This window comes from Siansivirga zeaxanthinifaciens CC-SAMT-1 (genome assembly GCF_000941055.1).
Taxonomy (GTDB): Bacteria; Bacteroidota; Bacteroidia; order Flavobacteriales; family Flavobacteriaceae; genus Siansivirga; species Siansivirga zeaxanthinifaciens.
This window is the reverse complement of record NZ_CP007202.1, coordinates 1,491,864-1,514,393: the sequence shown is the minus strand read 5'-3', so window position 1 is coordinate 1,514,393 and position 22,530 is coordinate 1,491,864. Positions and strand designations below refer to the sequence as shown.

Annotated in this window: 21 protein-coding genes and 2 tRNA genes; 13 read left to right on the top strand and 10 right to left on the bottom strand. The window is 32.7% G+C overall.

Annotation, left to right across the window (positions count from 1 at the left end; genetic code table 11):
* Nucleotides 1–103 precede the first annotated feature (103 nt).
* The 5 genes from AW14_RS15245 to AW14_RS06765 all read left to right on the top strand — a co-directional run bounded on the left by AW14_RS15245 (nt 104) and on the right by AW14_RS06765 (nt 4,441).
* Nucleotides 104–934, top strand: coding sequence for an FKBP-type peptidyl-prolyl cis-trans isomerase (locus AW14_RS15245; protein ID WP_084708805.1), 831 nt, complete (start codon nt 104–106; stop codon nt 932–934).
* A 146-nt stretch (nt 935–1,080) separates the two neighbouring features.
* Nucleotides 1,081–1,716 (top strand): MOSC domain-containing protein, encoded by a 636-nt coding sequence (locus AW14_RS06780; protein ID WP_044639527.1) that lies wholly within the window; start codon nt 1,081–1,083, stop codon nt 1,714–1,716.
* Between the two features lie 51 nt (nt 1,717–1,767).
* Nucleotides 1,768–2,148 (top strand): hypothetical protein, encoded by a 381-nt coding sequence (locus AW14_RS14450; RefSeq protein ID WP_052647446.1) that lies wholly within the window; start codon nt 1,768–1,770, stop codon nt 2,146–2,148.
* 33 nt (nt 2,149–2,181) lie between these two features.
* Complete coding sequence (locus tag AW14_RS06770) at nt 2,182–3,423, top strand: DEAD/DEAH box helicase (RefSeq protein ID WP_044638126.1); 1,242 nt, start codon at nt 2,182–2,184, stop codon at nt 3,421–3,423.
* 100 nt (nt 3,424–3,523) lie between these two features.
* Nucleotides 3,524–4,441 (top strand): sterol desaturase family protein, encoded by a 918-nt coding sequence (locus AW14_RS06765; RefSeq protein ID WP_044638125.1) that lies wholly within the window; start codon nt 3,524–3,526, stop codon nt 4,439–4,441.
* Here the strand turns inward: AW14_RS06765 and AW14_RS06760 are convergent.
* Nucleotides 4,434–5,099, bottom strand: a complete 666-nt coding sequence (locus AW14_RS06760) for a M15 family metallopeptidase (RefSeq protein WP_044638124.1) — start codon at nt 5,097–5,099, stop codon at nt 4,434–4,436. The genes AW14_RS06765 and AW14_RS06760 overlap by 8 nt on opposite strands.
* A 71-nt stretch (nt 5,100–5,170) precedes the next feature.
* On the opposite strand from AW14_RS06760, the gene AW14_RS15310 reads away from it, so the two are divergent.
* The 4 genes from AW14_RS15310 (at nt 5,171) to AW14_RS06740 (ending at nt 8,249) form a co-directional block, all read left to right on the top strand.
* Complete coding sequence (locus AW14_RS15310) at nt 5,171–5,503, top strand: DoxX family protein (RefSeq protein WP_394330376.1); 333 nt, start codon at nt 5,171–5,173, stop codon at nt 5,501–5,503.
* Nucleotides 5,504–5,537: 34 nt separating this feature from the next.
* Nucleotides 5,538–6,101, top strand: a complete 564-nt coding sequence (locus AW14_RS06750; RefSeq protein ID WP_245617628.1) for an alpha-ketoglutarate-dependent dioxygenase AlkB family protein — start codon at nt 5,538–5,540, stop codon at nt 6,099–6,101.
* A gap of 490 nt (nt 6,102–6,591) precedes the next feature.
* Nucleotides 6,592–7,296: a porin family protein gene (locus tag AW14_RS06745; protein WP_044638121.1), complete on the top strand. Its 705-nt coding sequence runs from the start codon at nt 6,592–6,594 to the stop codon at nt 7,294–7,296.
* Between the two features lie 254 nt (nt 7,297–7,550).
* Entirely contained in the window at nt 7,551–8,249 is a 699-nt protein-coding gene (locus AW14_RS06740) for a DUF4369 domain-containing protein (protein WP_044638120.1), read from the top strand.
* A gap of 65 nt (nt 8,250–8,314) precedes the next feature.
* Here AW14_RS06740 and AW14_RS06735 read toward each other — a convergent pair.
* Both AW14_RS06735 and AW14_RS06730 read right to left on the bottom strand, forming a co-directional pair.
* Nucleotides 8,315–8,388, bottom strand: a tRNA-Thr gene (locus tag AW14_RS06735).
* Nucleotides 8,389–8,450: 62 nt separating this feature from the next.
* Nucleotides 8,451–8,720 (bottom strand): hypothetical protein, encoded by a 270-nt coding sequence (locus AW14_RS06730; RefSeq protein ID WP_044638119.1) that lies wholly within the window; start codon nt 8,718–8,720, stop codon nt 8,451–8,453.
* A 449-nt stretch (nt 8,721–9,169) separates the two neighbouring features.
* On the opposite strand from AW14_RS06730, the gene AW14_RS06725 reads away from it, so the two are divergent.
* Nucleotides 9,170–9,541: a hypothetical protein gene (locus AW14_RS06725; protein ID WP_044638118.1), complete on the top strand. Its 372-nt coding sequence runs from the start codon at nt 9,170–9,172 to the stop codon at nt 9,539–9,541.
* A gap of 33 nt (nt 9,542–9,574) precedes the next feature.
* Here AW14_RS06725 and AW14_RS06720 read toward each other — a convergent pair whose 3' ends face one another.
* From AW14_RS06720 to AW14_RS06695, 6 genes are all read right to left on the bottom strand, one after another.
* Nucleotides 9,575–10,546: a type I phosphomannose isomerase catalytic subunit gene (locus tag AW14_RS06720; protein ID WP_044638117.1), complete on the bottom strand. Its 972-nt coding sequence runs from the start codon at nt 10,544–10,546 to the stop codon at nt 9,575–9,577.
* Nucleotides 10,547–10,556: 10 nt separating this feature from the next.
* Complete coding sequence (locus AW14_RS06715; RefSeq protein WP_044638116.1) at nt 10,557–10,967, bottom strand: 6-pyruvoyl trahydropterin synthase family protein; 411 nt, start codon at nt 10,965–10,967, stop codon at nt 10,557–10,559.
* A 1-nt stretch (nt 10,968) separates the two neighbouring features.
* The gene (gene idi, locus AW14_RS06710) at nt 10,969–11,490 is read right to left on the bottom strand and encodes an isopentenyl-diphosphate Delta-isomerase (protein ID WP_044638115.1); all 522 of its coding nucleotides are present in this window, start codon (nt 11,488–11,490) and stop codon (nt 10,969–10,971) included.
* A 100-nt stretch (nt 11,491–11,590) separates the two neighbouring features.
* The gene (locus tag AW14_RS06705) at nt 11,591–13,519 is read right to left on the bottom strand and encodes an OmpA family protein (RefSeq protein WP_044638114.1); all 1,929 of its coding nucleotides are present in this window, start codon (nt 13,517–13,519) and stop codon (nt 11,591–11,593) included.
* A gap of 11 nt (nt 13,520–13,530) precedes the next feature.
* Entirely contained in the window at nt 13,531–14,457 is a 927-nt protein-coding gene (locus AW14_RS06700; RefSeq protein ID WP_084708803.1) for a PorP/SprF family type IX secretion system membrane protein, read from the bottom strand.
* A 24-nt stretch (nt 14,458–14,481) separates the two neighbouring features.
* On the bottom strand, nt 14,482–14,877 hold the full coding sequence (locus AW14_RS06695) for a gliding motility-associated C-terminal domain-containing protein (RefSeq protein ID WP_044638112.1): 396 nt from the start codon (nt 14,875–14,877) through the stop codon (nt 14,482–14,484).
* A 107-nt stretch (nt 14,878–14,984) separates the two neighbouring features.
* Here AW14_RS06695 and AW14_RS06690 point away from each other — a divergent pair, with 107 nt between their 5' ends.
* Nucleotides 14,985–18,851: an N-6 DNA methylase gene (locus AW14_RS06690; protein ID WP_044638111.1), complete on the top strand. Its 3,867-nt coding sequence runs from the start codon at nt 14,985–14,987 to the stop codon at nt 18,849–18,851.
* A gap of 205 nt (nt 18,852–19,056) precedes the next feature.
* Here AW14_RS06690 and ltrA read toward each other — a convergent pair whose 3' ends face one another.
* Nucleotides 19,057–20,337 (bottom strand): group II intron reverse transcriptase/maturase, encoded by a 1,281-nt coding sequence (ltrA, locus tag AW14_RS06685; protein ID WP_044638110.1) that lies wholly within the window; start codon nt 20,335–20,337, stop codon nt 19,057–19,059.
* Between the two features lie 512 nt (nt 20,338–20,849).
* Here ltrA and AW14_RS14830 point away from each other — a divergent pair.
* Both AW14_RS14830 and AW14_RS06675 read left to right on the top strand, forming a co-directional pair.
* Nucleotides 20,850–20,939: transfer RNA gene (locus AW14_RS14830), tRNA-OTHER, on the top strand.
* 26 nt (nt 20,940–20,965) lie between these two features.
* Nucleotides 20,966–21,712, top strand: a complete 747-nt coding sequence (locus tag AW14_RS06675; protein ID WP_044638108.1) for a hypothetical protein — start codon at nt 20,966–20,968, stop codon at nt 21,710–21,712.
* The last annotated feature ends 818 nt before the right edge of the window (nt 21,713–22,530 follow it).

The window sequence follows — 22,530 nt, the reverse complement described above, 5'->3', positions numbered from 1 at the left end:
ACCCTTTTATCGGGAAGTTTTCAACTTAAAAAAAACATAAAAAACCAATCATTTCATTGGCGCTTACTATATTTACCTTTTAAAAAATTCATTAATACATATTATGAAAAAATTACTTTTTATTGCTACACTAATTTTATTTGTATCCTGCAGCAAAGACAATGCTGATATAGATTATAGAACTCAAAACGACGAAGAAATACAAGCTTATTTAGCTGCAAATAATTTACAAGCTCAAAAAACCACTTCTGGATTGTATTATATTATTGACGAGCAAGGTACTGGAGCACAAGCAACATTTACAGACAGAGTAAAAGTTGCTTACAAAGGCTATTTAACAAATGGCACTATATTCGACGAAAGCCAGACCGGATTGTCGTTTCCGATTCTTCAAAATCTTATTCCAGGATGGGCAGAAGGTATTAGCCTTTTTAAAGAAGGCGGCAAAGGAAAACTGCTAATTCCTTCGCATTTGGCTTATGGTGGTAAAAAAAATGGCAAAATACCAGGCGGCTCTGTTATTATTTTCGATATTGAATTAATATATGTAAATTATGTTACCGAAAACGATGCCCAGATACAATCGTATTTAAGCGATAAAAATTTAGTTGCCGAAAAAAGCAGTACAGGTTTATACTATATTATTGATGAAGCTGGCACGGGAGCTCAACCAACAAAAACAGATAACGTAACTGTTGCTTATAAAGGCACTTTTTTAAATGGGACTGTTTTCGACCAGAGCAATACCAATGGTATTTCTTTTAATTTAAATGAAGTTATTGAGGGCTGGACAGAAGGTATTACGTACTTTAAAGAAGGCGGTAGTGGTACACTAATAGTACCCGCACATTTGGGCTACGGCAATTTAGATTATTTTACCATCCCGGGTGGTTCTGTTTTATTATTTGATGTAAACCTTATAAAAGTTAATTAAACTTATTTGAAATTTAAATTTTAAAAGCATCTTCAATGAGGATGCTTTTTGTTTTTAAAACCTTTACTAATCACACAACACGTTAAAAAATTAATATTTTATATCTATCTTTAATACTGCTTATTTTAAGATTGAATAACAAAACCATGCAAATTATTTCAACAAATATTGCCCAACCAACAACTTTCAATTGGATGGGCGAACAAATTACTACGGGTATTTATAAAAAACCAACCAAAAAACCCATTTACTTGAGTAAAAATGGAGTTGTTGGAGATGAAGTAAGTGATAAAGAGGCGCATGGAGATGCCTTTAAAGCATGCTATATGTTTTCGGAAGATTGTTATCCGTATTGGAAAAATTTATACCCACATTTAGAATGGGATTATGGCATGTTTGGCGAAAACCTAACTGTAAAAGGGTTTGATGAAACCAAAGTTCTTGTTGGTAATATATACAAATTAGGTTCTGCTTTAGTTGAAATAACCCAACCAAGAGAACCCTGTTTTAAATTCGGATATAAATTTGGGTCTCAGCACGTTTTGAAACAGTTTATTAAACGTGGAAGACCTGGCACTTATTTACGTGTAATTGAAGCGGGTTATGTATCGGTTGGAGATACATTTAATTTAATAGAAACTGCAAAAAATAGTTTAACTGTTTCTGAATTAACAGAATTAATTTATGCTAAAAACAAAGACCAAAATCTTCTTTCTAAAATTGAGCATAATGAGGCCATTCCTATTAAAAAACGCATAGATTTAATCAATTACAATCAATAAAGCTTCAAATTTTATTCATAACATTGAATAATTTTTTTTGTATATTTAGGTATGAATACTATTTGCAAAAGATTAAAACTCCAAAATTATAAAGACGTTTATATTTTAAATAAACCAGACTCTTTTTTGAATGTTTTTAATGAAGTTGACCATTCCGAATCTATTGTTACAACATCCTATGTAGAATGTGCATTAGTTTTTGTCGACACAAAAGAAGATTTTGTAAACCAAATGTCAACGCTCTTTCCCAGACTTATGGACAACTCTATTTTATGGGTTTTTTATCCCAACGAAACCTCCATAAGCGAGTTTTCTAAACTTCATATAGAATTTGATTGGGATTTCCTTGGAGATTACCGTTTAAAGCCTACAAAACTTTTTCCTGTTGATGCCGAATGGAATGCTCTTAAAATAAAAAAAATCCTCATTTAAAATTCCCTTATCTTTGCGAGATAAAACATGATTATGTCGTTTAAAGACTTACAATTAAACAAGCCTATATTAAGAGCCGTAGCAGAAGCAGGTTACGACAACCCCACTTTGGTACAAGAAAAAACAATCCCTGTTGTTTTAGAAGGTAATGACGTTATTGTATCTGCACAAACAGGTACCGGAAAAACAGCGGCTTTTGCTTTACCTATTTTACAAAAGCTTTTTGATAATCAAGATGCGCCAAAAAAAGGAAAAAAAATAAAAGCTTTAATTGTTAGTCCTACAAGAGAATTAGCAGTGCAAATAAATGAAAATTTTAAAACTTATAGCACATACACTAATTTAAGAACAACTGTGGTTTTTGGAGGCACTTCTATTGAACCTCAAATTGATGTTTTAAATAAAGGTGTCGATATTTTAATTGCTACACCTGGTCGCTTACTCGATTTACACAAACAAGACATTATCAATTTAGATTATGTTGAAACCTTAGTGCTCGATGAAGCCGACTTAATGTTAGACATGGGTTTTATTGACGATGTTAAAAAAATTGAGCGTTTGTGTACCAGAGAAAAACAAATTTTATTGTTTTCGGCAACCATACCGTTTAAAGTTGAACAATTGGCTAATACCATTCTAACATCGCCCGAGCGTATTGAGGTAGCAGCTAATTCTTCAACATCAAAAAACATCAATCAAGTTTTATATTACGTTCCTAAAAAAAATAAAATTGAATTGTGTTTGCATTTACTTAGAAACACTATTAAAGGAAGTATTTTAATATTTAGACGTACAAAATTTGGAGTAGACAAGCTGGAACAAACACTTATAAAAAATGGCTATAAGGTTGAAAGCATCCACGGAGACAAAAGTCAGCATCTAAGACAAGAGGCTTTAAATAAATTTAAAAATGGCTATGTTAATATTTTAATAGCTACAGATGTTGCCGCTCGTGGTATTGATATTAACGAATTGGATGCAGTTATAAATTTCGATTTACCAAACGTACCAGAAACCTATGTTCATAGAATAGGAAGAACTGCCAGAGCAGGTAAGTCTGGTACATCATATTCCTTTTGTTCTGCCGATGAAAAAGCCTATGTACAAGCCATACAACAACTTATTCAATTACAACTCGATGTGATTAACGAGCACCCCTACCCTTTAGATCCTAAAGCAAAACCTGAAATTCATAAATCGAAAAAAACGGGAAGTAAACACAAAAAAGGTAGAAAAAGCGAAGGTTCTAAAAAGAAAAAGAAACGTTGGTACTAATTCATTTGAAAATTGGTCTTTTTATCAGTAACTTGGGAAAAACTTTATAATTATCGATTTACTCCCACACACACTAACGCATTTAAAATTTTATTATTAAATGAATTTTACAAATCCGTTAGTATATGGCATACCTTGTTTTCTAGGACTTATTTTAGTTGAACTTACTTATAGCAAGACCCACAATCATAAAAAACTTTATTGTTGGAAAGATTTAACTTCCAGTTTAATAATGGGTATTGGATCTGTTGTTCTGTCACCGTTAATTAAAACAATTTCAGCAATAATTATTTTTAATTATTTGTACGAATTGTGCAATCCAATAGTCGATGGCGTTCGCATGAATGTTCTGGGGTGGCAATCTTTTGGGTATTCTTGGCCGGTCTGGATTCTTTGTCAGTTTTTAGACGATTTCACCTATTATTGGTTTCACAGACAAAATCATATGATACGCTTTTTATGGGCAGCCCATATTGTGCATCATTCTTCAGAAAATTTTAATCTAGGAACCGCTGTTAGAAATGGTTGGTTTACAATTTTATATAAGCCTTTATTTTATATGTGGCTTCCCGCCATAGGATTTCCACCAGAAATGGTTATTGTATGTCTGGGCATCGAGGCGCTTTGGCAGTTTCAATTACATTCGGCTTATATTCCCAAAATGGGAATTATCGAAAAAGTATTTAATACACATACCATGCATCAAGTTCATCATGCAAAAAATCTGGAATATATGGATAAAAACCATGGTGGTTTTCTAAATATGTTCGATAAAATTTTTGGTACTTGGAAAGAACTGGATGAAGATATAGCTATTGAATACGGTGTTACTAAACCACCAGATTCTTACAACCCGCTAATCATATTAACACATGAATACAAAGATATTTGGAACGATATGAAAAAAAGTTCCAACCCGTATCACAAGTTCATGTATGCTTTTGGTCCCCCAGGATGGAGTCATGATGGAAGTACGCTAACCATCAAACAAATGCGCGCCAAACGCAATGTTATTTAACTGGAAAATCGAAAAAAGTTTGAGGAAACGGCTCATTTATTAAAGTAAAATGCCACCACTCTTTTGGGTAATTTCTAAACCCGTGCTTTGCCATAATACTTTTTAGTAACTGTCTGTTCTTTTTCTGTATATCTGTAATTCCTGAATAATTAACCCAGGATGCTTCTCCAAAAAAATCATAAGGACTGCCCATATCTAAAGGCTTCCCCGTATTACCATCTATAATGGTTAAATCGATGGTGCTGCCTTTGCTATGTCCAGATCGTGTTGCAATATATTCCTCTAAAAACAGATTACGTTTGGGTACGTTGGGATAAAATTCAGATTTTTTTATAGTATCATTTAAATCGCGTGCCCAAACAATAAAGTGATTAACGGCGGTTTGTGGTCGGTAACCATCATACACTTTTAAACAAAGATTGATATCTTCTAATTCGTCTTGAACTTTTTTTAAAGCAATCGCAGCATTTTTTGTTAGAATAAGTCGGTTTGCATGATAGCCTTCAATTGGTTTTCCAACAAAATTATTGGTTGAAAAATATCGTAATTCTACTTCTAAATCTGGAATTATTTCATGGGCATACACAAAACCTTCAGGTAATTGGGCGTTTAAAATATTTCCAAAGAACAGAAATAAAAAAAGACTGTAAAATTTCATATACATAACTAATTATGCTAATTTAGAAAATAAAATTTTTACACGTGTATTATCCTTGGCATTTATATTTAATGAGTTTTATTTATGTTTTAGCTGGACTATTCCATTTTATAAAACCTAAAGTCTATTTGCGAATCATTCCAAATTATTTACCGTATCATAAATTAATAGTTTATTTGAGTGGTTTCATTGAGATTATATTGGGTATTTGTGTTTGTATCCCTGCCTTGAAAAATATTTCCATCGTTTTTATTATACTCATGTTGTTAGTTTTTTTACTTGTGCATGTTTACATGATTACTAATAAAAAAGCCTCAGCAGGTTTACCTATGTGGTTATTAATTTTAAGAATTCCTATCCAATTTATTTTAATTTACTGGGCTTACTCGTATTTATCAATTTAAAATCATGACTTTAAGACCCTTTGAAAAGTTGAACATGAAAAATGCAGAAGTGCTTTATTTCAAAAACTTTTTTACACAAAACGAATCTAATGCGTACTTTGATTCATTATTAAAAAATATAAACTGGCAACAAGATTATATTACTGTATTTGGTAAGACCCATTTACAACCCAGATTAACGGCTTTTTATGCAACAAATTCTAAAACTTACAGCTACAGTAATATAATAATGACTCCAAATCCTTTTGATGGAGCTATTTTAGAAATAAAAAAAACCATTGAAAACCAATTAAAAACAGAATTTACAAGCTGTTTAGCAAATCTTTACAGAAGCGGACAAGATAGTAATGGATGGCATGCCGACGACGAAAAAGAATTAGGAAAAAACCCAACGATTGCCTCTGTTACCTTTGGAGAAGAGCGCATTTTTCATTTTAAACATAAATATGATGCATCTAAAAAATTAAAGCTAACACTACACCATGGAAGTTTACTTTTAATGAAAGGCGAAACGCAACACTTTTGGTTACATCAAATTCCTAAAACTAAAAAACAGGTTACGCCCAGAATTAATTTAACATTTAGAATTATTGCATAAAAAAACCGAGCTCCCTCAAACTCGGTTCTTTTTCAATTTGCTTTTTATACTATGAAGTAAATTTAGGGTCTCTAGATAAACATCATAATGCAAATATTAATTAATTAATCCATTGAACTAAAAAGTATGTTATTTAGTACATGTCAAAGATAGAATTAAAATTCAATTGAAGCGATAAAAAACATATTAAATCGATGAAATACATTAAATTTTAACATTTATCGATTAAAAACACAATAAACCGTTTAAAAACACTACAAAAAAGCAACTTAACAAATATAGGAAACACCAAAAAGACAATTAAAAACTCTCATAATGGTTATTTTAAAGTAATAAAGAGTTTAAACAGTGAATATAGAACCTTTTTATTCCAATTGTAGTGTATGAAAATAATTTCATAATCGAATAAAAAATCATTTTAACGATTAAATTGTGAAAGGACTCATGCTCAGTCTATTTTTATAACATACTCATATCTAAACAAAAAGGAATGAAATACTTACTACTTATCTTCATAATAACTTTTGCTTACCTACCCATAAACGCGCAAGAATACATTTTTGGAATTAAAGGCGGCATAAACAACAATACTATTGGCTCACTTTACCAACGACCATACAATAATCAACCAGGAATAAACCACCAGCCCAACAAAGAAATAGGATATCAAATAGGCGCCTACTTTGGAGTTGAATTTGGAAGTTTCTTTTTAAGCCCAGAAATAAACTATGTTACGCTTAATAACAACTACGAACTACCATTAAGAAAAGCAAGCTGGAGTTCATCTAAAGTTGAAATACCCCTGTTACTCGGTTTTAAAATTGTTAAACCTTTAATAGTTTATGTGGGTCCTAACTTCAATTTCTCTAGAGAAACTATTCTTGAAGGTGTTCAAGTGACATCATTTAGCGATGGTGGTCCAGATTTAGTGAGAACTACCGTAAGTTTTAATATAGGTGTTATGTACCGCTATAAAAGATTTGGTGTAGATTTAAGACTAGAAAAAGGTAGCAAAGCCACACAAGAAGAACTTTTAGACATTATTTATAGTTCGTATGGAACTAATTTAGCCGATTTAAGATCGTATACACCCGATATGATTAAATTAAGTGTGTTTATAGATATATTTAGAACAGACGGTAGTAGTTTTATGGACTTGTTTAAGGGAAAAGATAATTGTGGGTGTCCTTACTAAAAACAAAAAAGCATTCTAAAAAGAATGCTTTTTTACTAACTAACCAACCTAAAATATGAATTACTATTCTCAAGTTTAAAGAAACCACTCGATAAACTTTCTTTTGGAATGTAACTAATTTACACATTCAATTACTGTGCCAAACTACTTAACTACGCATTAAAATTTAATTAAAAAGATTTTAAAAATATCGAATTGCGTGTAGTATATCATGTTTAATTATATGATATTTGTCTCCAAAAACAATCATATAAATGAAAAACATCTTTTACTTATTTTTATTATTTTCAATAATTTCATGTAGCAAAAAGGAAAGCGACCTAATCGTTAAGGCAAATGTAAAGGGATTAAAAAAGGGAACTATTTACCTAAAAAAAATAGAAGACACCATGTTGGTTACTGTTGATTCTATGGTGATATCTGGTAATTCTGAAATTGAATTATATAGTGACATTGAGAGCCCGGAAGTATTTTACTTGTATTTAGACAAAAACAGCGCTATTAAAGATAGAATAACTTTTTTCGCAGACAAAGGGGTTACAGAAATAACTACAAGTGTTAAAAATTTTGCCGGTGATGCAATAATTAAAGGTTCTACCCAGCAAGAAACTTTTAGTGATTATCAAAAAATGATAACCAGATTTAATCAACAAAATTTAGATTTAATTAAAGAAACCTTTGAAGCTAAAAAAGCAGGTGATTCTATAAAAGTGGATAGTATTCAAAAAATGTATGAGAAAAATATAAAAAGAAAATACTTGTTTACTGTAAACTTTGCGCTAAACAATAAAAATAGTGAGGTTGCTCCTTACTTAGCTCTATCTGAAATTTACAATGCTAAAATAAATTATTTAGATACCATAAACAACTCGCTATCCGAGAAGGTAAAATCTTCAAAATACGGTAAAGAATTGCAGAAATTTATTGATAATATTAAGGCTACAGAAAACTAGCATAAAAAAATAAAAGCAAAAAAAAAGACCTTCAAAATTGAAGGTCTTTTTTTTTTAAATTTTAGAGCCGATGGAGGGACTCGAACCCACGACCTGCTGATTACAAATCAGCTGCTCTAGCCAGCTGAGCTACATCGGCGTCATAATTCGGGTGCAAATATAAAAGCAATTTTTATATTTGCAAGCACTCTTCAAAAAAAATTATCCTAAATTATTAATTTTTTCAATTAACGCATTTCCCTTAGCTTCTAACTCTTGGTTAATAGCCTTAAAATGAGCTTTTGAGTCTTCAATATTCTTTGCATTAACTTTTGCGATTAATGCATCAAAAGTTGAGATAGCCTCATCTATGATTGCTTCGCTTTCTTTAGTGTCTTTTCCAGTATTTGTATATTCCCATACGTATACTGCTTCAATAATATCACCTAAAACGTAATTAATATCTTTTTTTAGGTTTCTAACATTTGCCATAATTCAATTATTTATTTCGTGCAAAATTACATTAATCAAAAATAAAATAAGGTATTTTTAATTTAAATAATTCATAATAAAAAAATATTTATTAAATTTAACTTAATGAATGCATTAAAGATGTCATATAAGCAAGCCCGTAACTTAATTTCACAACAGTGGAATAAAGTGTCTGTTGTCGTGTTTAAAACCGAAACATCTTATATGCATCTTGAATAAACGTAAATACATATTACAACTATAAACTTTCAAAGGTGCTTTTTCTAAAAGCACCTTTTTTATTTAAAATCAATTATAAAATTAAAATTATGAAAACAATTAAATCAACAATCCAGAAAATGAAAATCCAGACCATTTTAACAGCCTTTTTGTCAACTTATGTCTTATGTTTTAAAACAAACAATTATAGACCCATACCCCTATTGTTATATCCATAAAAAAATAAAATTATGAAAACTCCAATACACACCAACATACCATTTATAGTAACAAAAAAAATAAGTAACGCTAACGGATTTTTATTACCAAGCACACTTTATAACGAAATTAAAACCTTAGCAAAAATTCCAATTAAAGGGTTTTATTTACATGAAGTACCAGAATCTACAGATTATAATTTTAAAGTTTTTAAAAATGCTTTTGTAAACGATAAACTTACCATACAAACACAACTTGTTAGAAAAAACTCTGACAGTTATTTGGTAAATATTATGGTTACTAAACAAAAAAACAAACTAAACCATCAAGAAACCATTTGTAGTGCCTTATTTAGTTTTCCTATTGAAAAAAGTCATTTTAAAGAAAACAAAACGGCTTGTTAAATAAAAATCCCAAGTAAACTTGGGATTTTTTCATTATGCAAACACCTCTAAAAGTGTCGCTCCTTTGGAGTGTATTTCAAAATCTTTTATAGCTGCAGGAAGTAAAATAGTTTCTCCTTTTACTACCGTTTCAGTGATGTTATTGGCAGTAATATTAGCTTCGCCATCTACACACATATAAATTAAAAATGAGTCGTGATGATTTTGTTTTTTTAAATTATCGGTAACCTTTAAATAGCTCGTTGTAAAATAGGGGCAACTAACCATTTCATTGGATTGGTTTTCTGTTTTATCGTAAGTTACTCTAAAATTATCGGGCATATCAAAATCTATGGCATCAATAGCCAAATCGTTATGTAGTTCCCTTTCATTACCATGATCATCAACACGATCCCAGTCGTAAACTCGATAGGTAATATCACTAGTTTGTTGTATTTCTGCAACCATTACGCCTGCTCCAATAGCATGAACTCGACCAACTTCTATAAAATAAGTATCGCCTGTTTTGACTTTATCGAAATTTAAAATTTTGGTAAGCGTTTTATTTTCTAGATGCTCAAGATATTTTTCAGGCGTCATTTTTTGATTGAATCCTACAATAAGATTCGAATCTTCATCGGCTTGAAAAACATACCACATTTCAGTTTTTCCGAAGGAATTATGACGTTTAGCAGCAAGCTCATCGTTAGGGTGTAATTGAATAGAAAGATCTTCTTTTGCGTCTATAAACTTAATAAGAAGCGGAAATTTATCTTTAAAAATTCTATAGTTTTGAGTTCCTATTAATTCTGCTTTATAATTTTTTAAAAGGTCCTTGAGAGATTGTCCCTTAAGACTTCCGTTTGAGACAATAGAAGTATCGCCTTCAACATCACTTATTTCCCAGCTTTCACCAATATTTGGCAAATCACTTTCTTTATTTAATATTGTTTTTAATTTTTGACCTCCCCAAATTTTATCTTTTAAAATAGGATTAAATTTTAAAGGGTATAAATTATTATTCATATTGATTTTTTTATTCTCCTGAATAGGTTACAAAATTTCTTGGAGTTTCAAACAACGTTATTTCTAAATCTAAATGCTGACTTAATTTTGGTTTTATTTTATTATAAATAACAACCGAAATATTTTCGGCAGTAGGATTAAGTGTTTTAAAATCTGAAACTTCCAAGTTTAAGTTTTTATGATCGAAAGCATCTTCAACTTCATCTTTTATGATGTCTTTTAAAACTTTCATATCAATTACATAGCCTGTTTCGGGGTCAATTTCACCTTTAACACTTACTATTAATTCATAATTATGCCCGTGATAATTGGGGTTGTTACACTTACCAAATACCAAGTCGTTTTTCTCGAAACTCCAATCGGGTCTATACAATCTGTGGGCTGCATTAAAATGAGCTTTTCTACTTACGGTTACTTTCATTTTATGCAATATTTATATGTTGGTAGAATTTTTCGAAAATAATTTTAAACCAGGCGGTGTATAATTCTGGCTGCTTTAACATATCGTTTTTTACAGCTTCAAGCGGCATCCATTTCCAATCGCCCACTTCATCTGGATTAATTTTTGGGGCTTCGTTGTAGTATCCAATTAAAACATGATCGTATTCATGTTCTGTTAAACCATTATCAAAGGGTGCTTTGTAAATAAATGATATAGATTCTACCAACTCTGTTACAAATCCCATTTCCTCTAATAACCTGCGCTTACCTGCTTGAATATTAGTTTCACCAACTCGTTGGTGGCTACAGCAAGTATTTGTCCATAAATTAGGGGAATGGTATTTATGCGCTGCACGTTGCTGCAGCATCAATTCGTTATTATCGTTAAAAACAAATACAGAAAATGCACGGTGTAATAGCGCCTTTTCGTGAGCTTCCATTTTGGGCATGGTCCCAATTTGCTCATTGTTTTCATTTACAAGGATTACTTCTTCTTCTTTCATAGGTTAACAAAAATACCAACAAATTTTTAAATTACCTTATAAATAAAAAGCTACCTTAAAAATAAGATAGCTTTTTAACCTTTATTAGTTACTATTAATGCTACATGCTCGTAATTATAAACTCACTTCTTCTATTTAGCTGATGTTCTGCTTCGGTACATTTTACACCATCACTACATTTATTCACTAAATTACGTTCGCCATAACCCTTACCTGTTAATCTTTCGGCATCGATACCACCAACTTCAATTATGTATTTTATGGTTGATTTATTTCTGCGATTTGACAAGGCATCATTATATTCAAAAGTGGCTCTACTATCGGTATGAGACCTTACATCTATTTTCATTTTAGGATATTTTTTTAGTACAGCAATTACTTTTTGTAGCTCTACTTCGGCATCCGAACGAATGTTTGATTTATCAAAATCAAAATAAATTATAGGTATTTGCAGGGTTTTTGCTAAATCTGTTCCTACCGTAATTTCATTTTCATCTTTATCTAATAAAAAGTCAACACGCAACTTTTCTACGCCACTGGAGGTTTCAAATCTTTTCTCGTCGGTTGAATAACGTGTTTTTTCTGCTCTAATTAAATATTTAGTATTACACTTTAAATTATCAAACACATATGATCCGTCTGCTTTTGTTTGCGTGTTAGATATTTTATTTCCTTCTTCATCAAATAAGGTTACATTAGCCTCCGGAATTAACTCTAAAGTTTGTTTGTCTTTTACAAAACCTTCAACTATTTGATTACATTCTACAATTTTAAAACTATAAATATCGTCATCGCCTTTTCCACCTGGTCTGTTAGAGCTAAAGAAACCTGCATCTGAATTTTCGAAATATGCAAAATCATCTTCTGAGCTATTAATTGGCTTTCCAATATTTTCGACTAATAAATCTTTTTGAGACTCGAACTTATTTTCAAAATCTCTAATTACAAAAATATCCAAGCCGCCTAAGCCCATAAAACCATTAGAAGAAAAGTATAAATCGCCTTTTGAATTTATAAAAGGAAATGTTTCCTGACCTTCGGTGTTAACTTTATTACCTAAGTTTATTGGGGTTCCAAGAGATCCATCTGGTTTTATATCGACAACAAATAAATCGGATTGCCCTAAGGTACCAGGCATATCTGACGCAAAATATAATTTAGTGCCTGCCTTATTTATTGTAGGATGCGCAACGCTATAATCGTCACTATTAATAACAAGAGATTCTATTTTTTTAAATTTATTGTCTTCCTGACTTAATCTAAAAATCTTCAAATTATTAGTTCCTTTGTCGTCTCTTTTAAATTTATTTTTAAAATAATTATTTCTTGTGAAGTAGATGGTCTTATTATCTGGTGAAAATGTTACACTAGATTCATGAAACTTGCTGTTAATTTTTTCTCCAAAAAGCTTTACATTTCCGAAGGTACCATCGTTTTGTTTTTCAGCAAAATACAAATCTAAAAAGGGTTGTTCGTTCCAATTATACTTTCTACCATCACCTCTTGCAGAAGCAAATATTATTTTACCATCTAATTCTTCGGTTCCAAAATCTGATACAGAAGAATTAATGTCTAAATTATAAACTTCAAGATTTTTACTATTTGCTTCAATAGAAGCCAAGTAATCTTCATTTGAAATAAAAGCTTTGGCTCGTAAATCGGATTGATCGGACTCGTAAAACTTAAGCATCCATTTATCAGCTTCAGCATAATTCTTTAAAGACTTTAGTGCAATAGCATATCTAAAATAATATTCTGAATTAATAGGTTCTTCAAGTTTCATTAACTCACCATACCATTGCGCTGCTTCTTCCATTTTATTGTTAAAATAAAATGAATCGCCCAACTTTTTAAATAAATCTACCGACTTATAACCTTTATTAGCTACATCTAATAAGATGTCAATTGTTTTTAAGTACGAAAATGAATTATAAGCTCTGGTTGCTCTTTCTATTTTTACTTCTTGGGCATGACCTAGTACAAATATTAAGCAAGCTGCTAAAAAATATATTTTTTTAAATATTTTCATAATTGTTAGTTTTAGAAAAATCTTGGAGATATTAATCTACCTAACTCCTGTAATTCGAATCGCATCATAATTTCATGTGAACCACTATTATAATTACTTAAAGAAGTTGTTGTAGCATCGTAAGCATAGCCTATATACATACCATCTGAGATTTGAAAACCAATTAACCCACTAATAGCATCATCCCATCTGTAAGCTAAACCTAAAGTTAATTTATCATTAATTAAAAAATTACCAGAGACATCTGCTATAATTGGAGCTCCTGATACCGCTTTAACTAATGCGGCTGGTTTAAATTTCAAATTATTGTTTAAATCGAAAACATAACCTGCTATTAAATAGTAATGCATTCGTTCTGATGCTATAGATTCTTGAAAATCATCATAATGTTTTGTTGTTAAAAAATCTGGAACAGATAATCCAACATACCATTTATCACTATGCAAGTAAAAACCAGCACCAATAGTTGGTGAAAATAAACTTATATTTTCTTTAAAAACATTATCTGGATCTTTATAAACACCTTTATTCCAATCGGTATTTAATAAATGCATTCCGGCTTTTATTCCAAAAGAAAGCTTCGTAGTTGCATCATTAAAATAAATAGAATATGAAAAGTTTCCATCTATATAGGTTTCATTTGCAGGCCCCAAAGCATCGTTTACAATAGACAAACCCAAACCTAAATTATCATTATTCAGAGGAGAATGCACACCTAATGTTTGTGTTCGTGGAGCCCCATCGATACCCACCCATTGTGTTCTAAATAATCCGGTAATACTTAAAGCTTCTCGTTGTCCTGCATATCCGGGATTTACACTCATAGTATTATACATATATTGCGTGTACTGAGGATCTTGCTGTGCGTTCACATTATGCATACTTAATAATGTGATAAACACTATTAAAATTCTTAAAACTGATGATTTATGTATCATTCTAATATCCTTTTAATCTTTTATTTATCTATTTAAATATAACCAACCTGCCTTAGGTTTTGTACCATCTCCTAAATCAAGTAAGTAATAATAAGTACCTACAGGTAATTTGTCTGAACCATTTAGTGTTGCTCTTCCATTAGATGTTCCATCCCAATTATTTTTATATCCTTTAGCTTTATATACTATATTACCCCATCTGTTATATATCTCTAAAACATTATCTGGATAATTCTCTATACAGTCAATTACAAAAAAGTCGTTGGCTGAATCACCATTTGGTGAAAATTCATTGTTAATAAACAAACATTCATCTGGTGGAGATGGTGATGGATCTGGATCTGGTTCAGGTTCTGGTGATGGATTTGGATTTGCTAATCCATCATCAATTATTGTTCCCATTCCAATGTTGTGCGGCATACAAAAAAGAGCCAACGCACAAGCAAAGAGTGCTATCGCACACATTGCTTTTTTGCCAACGCTCGAATGACGAAATTTGAGCGAAATATTTTGACAGAGAATATTAAATGAAAATAAAGAAATCGGACATAAAGGAACTTATCGGACTTCTCGGATTTAAACCGCAAGAAGGCGACAAGGATATTTACTATAAAAACTATCCAAGCCATAAAAACTATGTGCTGAAAGTTGACTTTGAGCAGGAAAAAATTGATTACGGAACGAAAATCAAATTAGGCGACCTGACAACCAGCAACTTTGAAAACAGCGAGAACTTTGTGGTTTTGGAAGGTGTGGACAGAGTTTTAGAAAAGGGCTACGCACCTGACAAACTCTCATTGGAGCATAAATGGCCAATGGGAAGAAAAGAAAAAGGCAAGTTGGACATTCTTGTAATGGACAAGGACGACAAAGCCTATTTAATGATTGAGTGCAAAACTTGGGGAGACGAATACGAGAAAGAGAAAAAGAAAATGCAACGAGATGGCGGACAGCTACTCTCTTACTTTCAACAAGACAAAGCAGCCCAATATTTATGTCTTTATGCTTCGAGAGTAATTGACGGAAAAATTGAGTTTGTCAATGACATTGTGAAAGTTGATGAAGCTTGGAAAGAACTCGACAACCAAAAAGAAATATTTGACCATTGGAATAAGAACTTCAAAGACAATGGAATTTTTGAAGAATGGGCAAACGCTTACGACATTGAAATCAAATCGTTAACTCGTGGAAGACTAAGAGAACTAACAGAAGAAGATAGCGGACGGATTTACAATCAGTTTGCCGAAATTCTACGCCACAATGTAGTTTCTGACAAGCCAAATGCTTTCAATAAAATCTTCAATTTATTTCTCTGCAAAATCGTTGATGAAGACCGGAAACCAAACGAAGAACTAAAGTTTCAATGGTTAGAAACAGACACCAACGAAGATTTGCAAAAACGCCTTTCAGACCTTTACAAACAAGGAATGAAAGAATACTTGACCAAAGAAGTTACTGACTACAATGACGAGCAAGTAGAAGAAAAACTTTATGCTCTTGATGCAGCGGTAAGAGACCAAATTCGTGAGATGTTTACTCGTGTGCGTTTGCACAAAAACAATGAATTTGCCTTTAAAGAAGTCTTTGACGAAAAGTCTTTTGAAGAAAATGCGGTTGTGGTGCGTGAAGTGGTTGAATTACTTCAACCTTACCAAATTCGATACGGACACAAACAACAGTTTTTGGGTGACTTCTTCGAGTTGCTATTAAGTACAGGAATCAAACAAGAAGCAGGACAGTTTTTTACACCCGTACCAATTGCTAAGTTTATTATTTCGTCTTTGCCACTTCGAGAACTGATAAAGCAAAAGATTGAAAATGACGAAACCCACTTCCTACCCTACATAATTGACTATGCAGCAGGTAGCGGACACTTCCTAACCGAGTCAATGGACGAAGTGCAAAACATTATCAACGAAATTGACGAAAGCAAACAGCGACCTTCTGTAAAACGGAATTTGAGCAGATGGAAAATTAATCCTTTCGATTGGGCATACGATTATGTGTATGGCATTGAAGCTGATTATCGTTTAGTAAAAACAGCCAAAGTAAGTTGCTTCCTAAATGGTGATGGTTTGGCAAACGTAATTCACGCAGACGGTTTAGACCATTTTCAAAAAAGCATTGATTACAAGGGCAAGCTCAAAGAAGTAAGTAAAGAAGACCAAAAAGACAATGGCGTTTTTGATGTCTTAATTGCCAATCCGCCTTACTCGGTTTCAGCATTTAAAAACACACTCAAAAACGGAGAAGAATCATTTGACCTTTTTAACCGATTGACAGACGACAGTTCAGAAATAGAATGTTTGTTTATTGAGCGTACCAAACAACTTTTGAAACCAGGCGGTTGGGCAGGTATTATTTTGCCGAGTTCCATTCTCAGTAATTCGGGCATTTACACAGATGCACGAGAAATCATTCTAAAATATTTTGCCATTAAATCCATTGCCGAGTTTGGCTCAAACACCTTTATGGCAACAGGCACCAATACGGTAACACTCTTTTTAGAACGTAGAGCCAACAATGATTGGAAAAAGGTAGAAACCGCTATAAAAAACTTCTTTGACAAACCCAAAGAAGCCACCGTAAACGGAATTGAAAAAGCCTTTGCAAAATATGTATATGAAGTTTTTGAAGATATTACACTACAAGACTATATCAGCTTGGTAAACAAAAAACCAAATGATGCCATAAGCAAAACAGAACTATTTACTGACTACAAAGCTTGGTTTAATGGTTTGACTGAAATAAAAAACCTGAAAAAGAAAAAAGCATTTAAGGACAAAACCAAAGATGAGCAACAAGCAGAGTTGGATAAACTGTTTTACGATAAAGTATTTGCCAAAGAACAAGACAAAATGCTCTACTTCTTTTTGGCTCAACCGCAACAAACGGTTTTAATCAAAGTAGGCGAAAAACAAGCCGAGAAAGATTTTATTGGTTACGAGTTTAGCAGCAGACGTGGACACGAAGGCATAAAGATGTACCGAGACGAATTTGGCAAAGCTACTACCAAACTCTATGATGACGAAAACCACCTGAACGAAGAAAAAGCCAATAGCTATGTGTATCGAGCATTTTTAGGTGAGCAAAAAGATATTAAAGAAAGCCTACAAAGTAACCTGACTACCTTTGATTTAACGGATTTGGTTGACTTTAAAAAAGTTGGTTTTGAAAAAGCAATTTCTATTAATGCTAAAAAAAAAGTAAAAATTCAGACCAAATATGAATTTGAACGTCTATCTAAAATTTTAACTGATTTAGAGAGTGGTACTCGCCCAAAAGGTGGTGTTGGAAAATATAGAAGTGGCATACCCAGTTTAGGAGGAGAACATATTGGTACTAATGGAAAATTAGCGATTGATTCAATGAAATATGTTCCTCAATCATTTTATGAAGAAAGCACAAGGGGAATTTTAAAAGGTGGAGAAATATTGATTTGTAAAGATGGGGCTTTGACAGGTAAAGTTGCAATTGTGCCAACTGAAATGCCTTTTGATAAAGCGATGATTAATGAACACGTCTTTCTTTTAAGAACAAATGAAAAAGCTAAACAAGAATATCTGTTTCACTTTTTGTACTCTACAATTGGACAATCGCTTTTAAAAGCAAATATTACAGGACAGGCACAAGGCGGATTAAATTCCACTAATTTGAATAATATTAAAATTCCACTTCCACCCAAAACGGTACAAGAAAAAATCATAGCTGAAATAGAAGCGGTTGAACAAAAAGAAAAAGCAGGGAGAGAGAAAGTAGAGAGTTTAAAAGATGGTAAAATGAAGTTAGTAAGTGAAACCTTAGAGACTTCCTACCCAATAAAAAAACTCGGTGATTTGTCGCATTTAATTACAAAGGGTTCTTCACCGAAGTGGCAAGGGATTAATTATACAAAAAATGAAGAAGTGCTTTTTGTAACAAGTGAAAATGTAAGAGAAGGATATTTAGACTTTACAAAACGGAAATACCTAGAAAAAAAGTTTAACGATATACAAAAGCGTTCAATTCTTGAAAAAGATGATGTCCTTGTAAATATTGTTGGAGCTTCGATTGGACGAGCGGCAATTTTTAATATTTCTGAAAATGCAAATATAAATCAGGCTGTTGCATTGATACGTTTAGACAAGAAATTACTTCTTCCTGAATACTTGAATCAACTTTTAAACTCTGAATATGCTTTCAGACAATACGATTCAATGAAAAAAGAAGTCGCACGAGCTAATTTAAGTTTGACAAATATCGCAGAATTAAAAATTCCTACACCAAAAATTGAAGAGCAAAAAAAGATAGTTGCAGAATTTGAAAAACTCGAAACCGAAATCGCTCAAATAGAAAGTGAATTAGCGACAATGGACAAACAAAAAGAACAGATATTAAAGAAACATTTAGAATAGAAATGCCAACGCTTAAAGCCATACACATTTGCAATTCGCACCAGCCAACGCTGCAACCAAAAATTGCAAAAGAGTATGTCTATGCCAACGCTGACGGACTGAAAAATAAAAAGTACGACCGCACAATCGAGTAGGCGGCTCTCCCCATAATTGAGGAGAGTGCGCCTCTCACACCACCGTACGTACGGGTCTCGTATACGGCGGTTCACCAAATTGAAGTTTGCATCTTATTAATGTAATCTAACAAAGGTTTGTACCCTTTTCGTTTAAGTCTAGAAACTGTAATAGTAGTCTTTAAAATAGGACTTTGAGCAACTGCCCACCCTCCCATTCTTGTTCTACTCCAAGCATAGGCTTGTCCGATTTCTATACCTAATTGAATGAGGTTTTTACGTTTCCGCTCTAGCTTTTTCCAATCATGCCAAATACAATAGCGTAACCGATTTCTTAACCACTCATCTAGCTTTTTAACTTTTGCATAGATGTTAGTTAAGCGGTAATTATTCATCCAGCCTCGACAGACTTGATTAAGCCGTTCCAGACGTTCGAATAGCGACATGGGTTTGGTTTTCTTGGTGATGCTTTTTAGGTTACGTTTTAACTTTGCCCAACTTTTCTTAGCTACCACTAATGCATATTGCCCTTTTATACCCTTTTTATAGACAGGTACAAATCCATGCCCAAGTAACTCAAAGTTTACAGGTCTGCGGATGCCACTTTTGGCTTTATTTATAGGTAATTTAAGTTTATCTCGTAAGAAGACAAACAGTCTATTCCCTATTTGTTTAGCCTCACTTTTGCTTTTGGCGTAAACGCTAAAATCATCAGCGTAGCGAACATAGCGCAAGCCCATGCTTTTCATTTCTTTGTCCAAAACATCTAACATAATGTTAGATAATAAAGGACTAATTGGACTGCCTTGCGGGATGCCTTTTCTGCGCTTTATGAGTGTTCCATGTATTAAAATGGGAGCTCTTAGCCATTTTCGGATTAATCGCAAGGTGGTTGGACATTTTACTTTGTGGTAAATAAGTTGAAGTAAAATACAGTGGTCTACTTGGTCAAAGAACCCTTCTAAATCAATATCTACAATATCTTGGTAACCATCATTGATGTAGGTTTGAGCTTGTAATACCGCTTTTTGGATGTTCTTTTGTGGGCGAAAACCATAACTAACAGGTTCAAAATCATATTCAAAATGAACCATTAATTGTTGGCTTACCGCCTGTTGTAGCCATCTATCTACTACCGTTGGTATTCCTAATAATCGGGTTTTACCCGCTCCTTTTGGAATGTTTACTCCTAGAATTGAATTTGGCACATAGCTATTTGTGCGAATAGTAGATAATATAAGCGAACGGTTTTCTAATATGTATGCCGAAAGTGCCGTTGTTTTCATACCTTCTACGCCGCTCGCACCTTTATTGCGCTCCACTTGGCGTGTTGCTTTATAAAGATTTGTTGCGGATAAAACGTGTTCAATCATAGATTCAATAATTCGTGTACTCCTGTTGGTTTAAAACTAGGCTAGCTAAGCATCCTAATTGAATTCCAACGTAATTTAGTGTTCAGTCCTTCCCTACCTGTGAGTCCATCAGAGGTATGACCCCTGCTCGTTTCCTATAGGTACTATGACCTCTGCTGACTTCTCCATATAGCTAACTCGTAACTTTGGAGACCTCCCCAGGTAATGGCTTCTTCTTTCACTCAATGCCTGCCGTATCTACATACTTACCCTTTTGATAATCTTGGGGCGTTACAATGATGTGCTTGCTTACCCAAGTAAATATGCCTCTGTATACGATTTCTGTTCGTCAGTACCGAGTTTTGTAGTTCCGCTTCCTTAACTCCATGTCTCACGACAAACGAGCTTGCGACTTACTAATGGTTCGAAGCGTTACCTCCGCCCATAAGGGACTTGCACCCTCTAGATTAATTATTTACCTTTCGGTAAATAAAAGATGCCCATGCTGGGCACACACAATGGCTATACGTAATGCGGGGTTTAGTGGTAATTTGAAAGTAACAGCAATTAATAAAATTTTCGGCAGGCTGAAAGGTTTGTGGGTTCAAATCCCGCACTCCGCATAGCCGAGACCGTTGCCAGTAATTTGATGAAAAACGAACTAAAGAAAATAAATGAGAATTTTGAAAACCAAATTGAGTCGGTAACTGAACTAATCCAATTTGACAAACAGATAATGGACTTTTGCCTTCATCATCTAAAAAGTCTGAATGACAAATTGAAAGATGGAGCACCTAAAATTAATAACCCATATTATTTAGCAGATAATGCAATAATGGCTTTGGAGGGAATTGACAAAAATAAATCATTTACAAAGCACTATAGTATAATCTATAATCAGTGTTTAGTATTGTTAGTTTCTCATTTTACTTTAACTATTGAGAAAATTTTTTCAACTGTACTTAAATTTCAATATTCAAATGACAAACTTCCAAAAAGTGCTAAAAATCAAATTCAATTGACTTTAGACGAAATTGACGAAGTCAATCAAAACCCAAATCTTTTGAAAAAATTACTCGTTGCAAAAAAGAAACTGACTTTTCAAAACATTGGAAATGTGATTAAATCTTTCGAAAATTATTTGGGAATAAAAATTGACAAAGACCAAAAATTAGACGACATTAAGTTTGCTTTTGAATGCCGACATTTAATCGTTCATTCAGTTTCAAAAGCTGATGAAAAGTTTATAAAAAACTGTAATTCAATAAAAAATCGGAGTATAAAAAAAGCTCTCTACTTGGATGAAGAAGTACGATTTACAAAATCTGAATTGGAATTTGTAAAGTTTTCTATGCTTTTGTTTATGCAAGAACTGACAGAAAAATTAAATGGATAAAAAACTACTGGCAACAATGTATAACCGCAATTACGGCGGATTCGACTACGTCCGAATCCACTCGGAATTGCTAAAGTCCGTGCTAAACCGAAAATTAACGCATATTAACCCGTAACTGACGGTTATACGAGACCGTTGTGTTTCATTACCCAACGTTGCCAAAACAGAAAAAAGCCTAGTTTGTTTTTCGATTTTTTTTTTGTGATTTAAGAACGAAAAATCAAAAAAATAGTCCCTTAAAATCTGAAAAAAAAAACGCTTAGGACTTTTAGCATATTTTCGGATAAAAAAACTCAAAAAACCTATCACTGATCAAAGCACTTCGCAAACATTACGTCGGACTGAATAGCGAAACGGAGAAAAAAAAAATTGACGACTGACAAAAAACTGTGAGAAAAAAATAACGAAAACACAACACCGTGTATAAAAAATTGCTAGTTTTATACTAAACCAATGTCAGTTGCTTTGTTTGCTTGCTGCTGATTTTCCTACGGAAAATCCTCGCGCACAAACACGCAACTTTTCATACACAAGACCGTTGCCAACCATTGCACACTTTGCAAAAAAAATTAAAAATCAATCGCTGTAATTCGGATTTTAAAAAAGTTTTCTGACCAAAAAAAAACAAAAAAAACTTCTGACTGATAACCAAAAACGTAACCATTATTTCTGACTGAATTTCGAGCCGGCAAATCATAACTAAATCTATGCGGATTAAAAATCTGACTAAAAAAACTCAAAAAAACTTCTGACTGATAACCAAAAAACGCAACCATTAATTCTGAATGACTTTCGAGCCGGCAAATCATAACTAAATC

What these genes read in the sequence shown, in the direction of transcription:
- AW14_RS15245 (WP_084708805.1), top strand. Translation starts at nt 104, where the DNA reads ATGAAAAAATTACTTTTTATTGCTACACTAATTTTATTTGTATCCTGC.
- AW14_RS06780 (WP_044639527.1), top strand. Translation starts at nt 1,081, where the DNA reads ATGCAAATTATTTCAACAAATATTGCCCAACCAACAACTTTCAATTGG.
- AW14_RS14450 (WP_052647446.1), top strand. Translation starts at nt 1,768, where the DNA reads ATGAATACTATTTGCAAAAGATTAAAACTCCAAAATTATAAAGACGTT.
- AW14_RS06770 (WP_044638126.1), top strand. Translation starts at nt 2,182, where the DNA reads ATGTCGTTTAAAGACTTACAATTAAACAAGCCTATATTAAGAGCCGTA.
- AW14_RS06765 (WP_044638125.1), top strand. Translation starts at nt 3,524, where the DNA reads ATGAATTTTACAAATCCGTTAGTATATGGCATACCTTGTTTTCTAGGA.
- AW14_RS06760 (WP_044638124.1), bottom strand. Translation starts at nt 5,099, where the DNA reads ATGAAATTTTACAGTCTTTTTTTATTTCTGTTCTTTGGAAATATTTTA.
- AW14_RS15310 (WP_394330376.1), top strand. Translation starts at nt 5,171, where the DNA reads ATGAGTTTTATTTATGTTTTAGCTGGACTATTCCATTTTATAAAACCT.
- AW14_RS06750 (WP_245617628.1), top strand. Translation starts at nt 5,538, where the DNA reads ATGAAAAATGCAGAAGTGCTTTATTTCAAAAACTTTTTTACACAAAAC.
- AW14_RS06745 (WP_044638121.1), top strand. Translation starts at nt 6,592, where the DNA reads ATGAAATACTTACTACTTATCTTCATAATAACTTTTGCTTACCTACCC.
- AW14_RS06740 (WP_044638120.1), top strand. Translation starts at nt 7,551, where the DNA reads ATGAAAAACATCTTTTACTTATTTTTATTATTTTCAATAATTTCATGT.
- AW14_RS06730 (WP_044638119.1), bottom strand. Translation starts at nt 8,720, where the DNA reads ATGGCAAATGTTAGAAACCTAAAAAAAGATATTAATTACGTTTTAGGT.
- AW14_RS06725 (WP_044638118.1), top strand. Translation starts at nt 9,170, where the DNA reads ATGAAAACTCCAATACACACCAACATACCATTTATAGTAACAAAAAAA.
- AW14_RS06720 (WP_044638117.1), bottom strand. Translation starts at nt 10,546, where the DNA reads ATGAATAATAATTTATACCCTTTAAAATTTAATCCTATTTTAAAAGAT.
- AW14_RS06715 (WP_044638116.1), bottom strand. Translation starts at nt 10,967, where the DNA reads ATGAAAGTAACCGTAAGTAGAAAAGCTCATTTTAATGCAGCCCACAGA.
- idi (WP_044638115.1), bottom strand. Translation starts at nt 11,490, where the DNA reads ATGAAAGAAGAAGAAGTAATCCTTGTAAATGAAAACAATGAGCAAATT.
- AW14_RS06705 (WP_044638114.1), bottom strand. Translation starts at nt 13,519, where the DNA reads ATGAAAATATTTAAAAAAATATATTTTTTAGCAGCTTGCTTAATATTT.
- AW14_RS06700 (WP_084708803.1), bottom strand. Translation starts at nt 14,457, where the DNA reads ATGATACATAAATCATCAGTTTTAAGAATTTTAATAGTGTTTATCACA.
- AW14_RS06695 (WP_044638112.1), bottom strand. Translation starts at nt 14,877, where the DNA reads ATGCCGCACAACATTGGAATGGGAACAATAATTGATGATGGATTAGCA.
- AW14_RS06690 (WP_044638111.1), top strand. Translation starts at nt 14,985, where the DNA reads ATGAAAATAAAGAAATCGGACATAAAGGAACTTATCGGACTTCTCGGA.
- ltrA (WP_044638110.1), bottom strand. Translation starts at nt 20,337, where the DNA reads ATGATTGAACACGTTTTATCCGCAACAAATCTTTATAAAGCAACACGC.
- AW14_RS06675 (WP_044638108.1), top strand. Translation starts at nt 20,966, where the DNA reads ATGAAAAACGAACTAAAGAAAATAAATGAGAATTTTGAAAACCAAATT.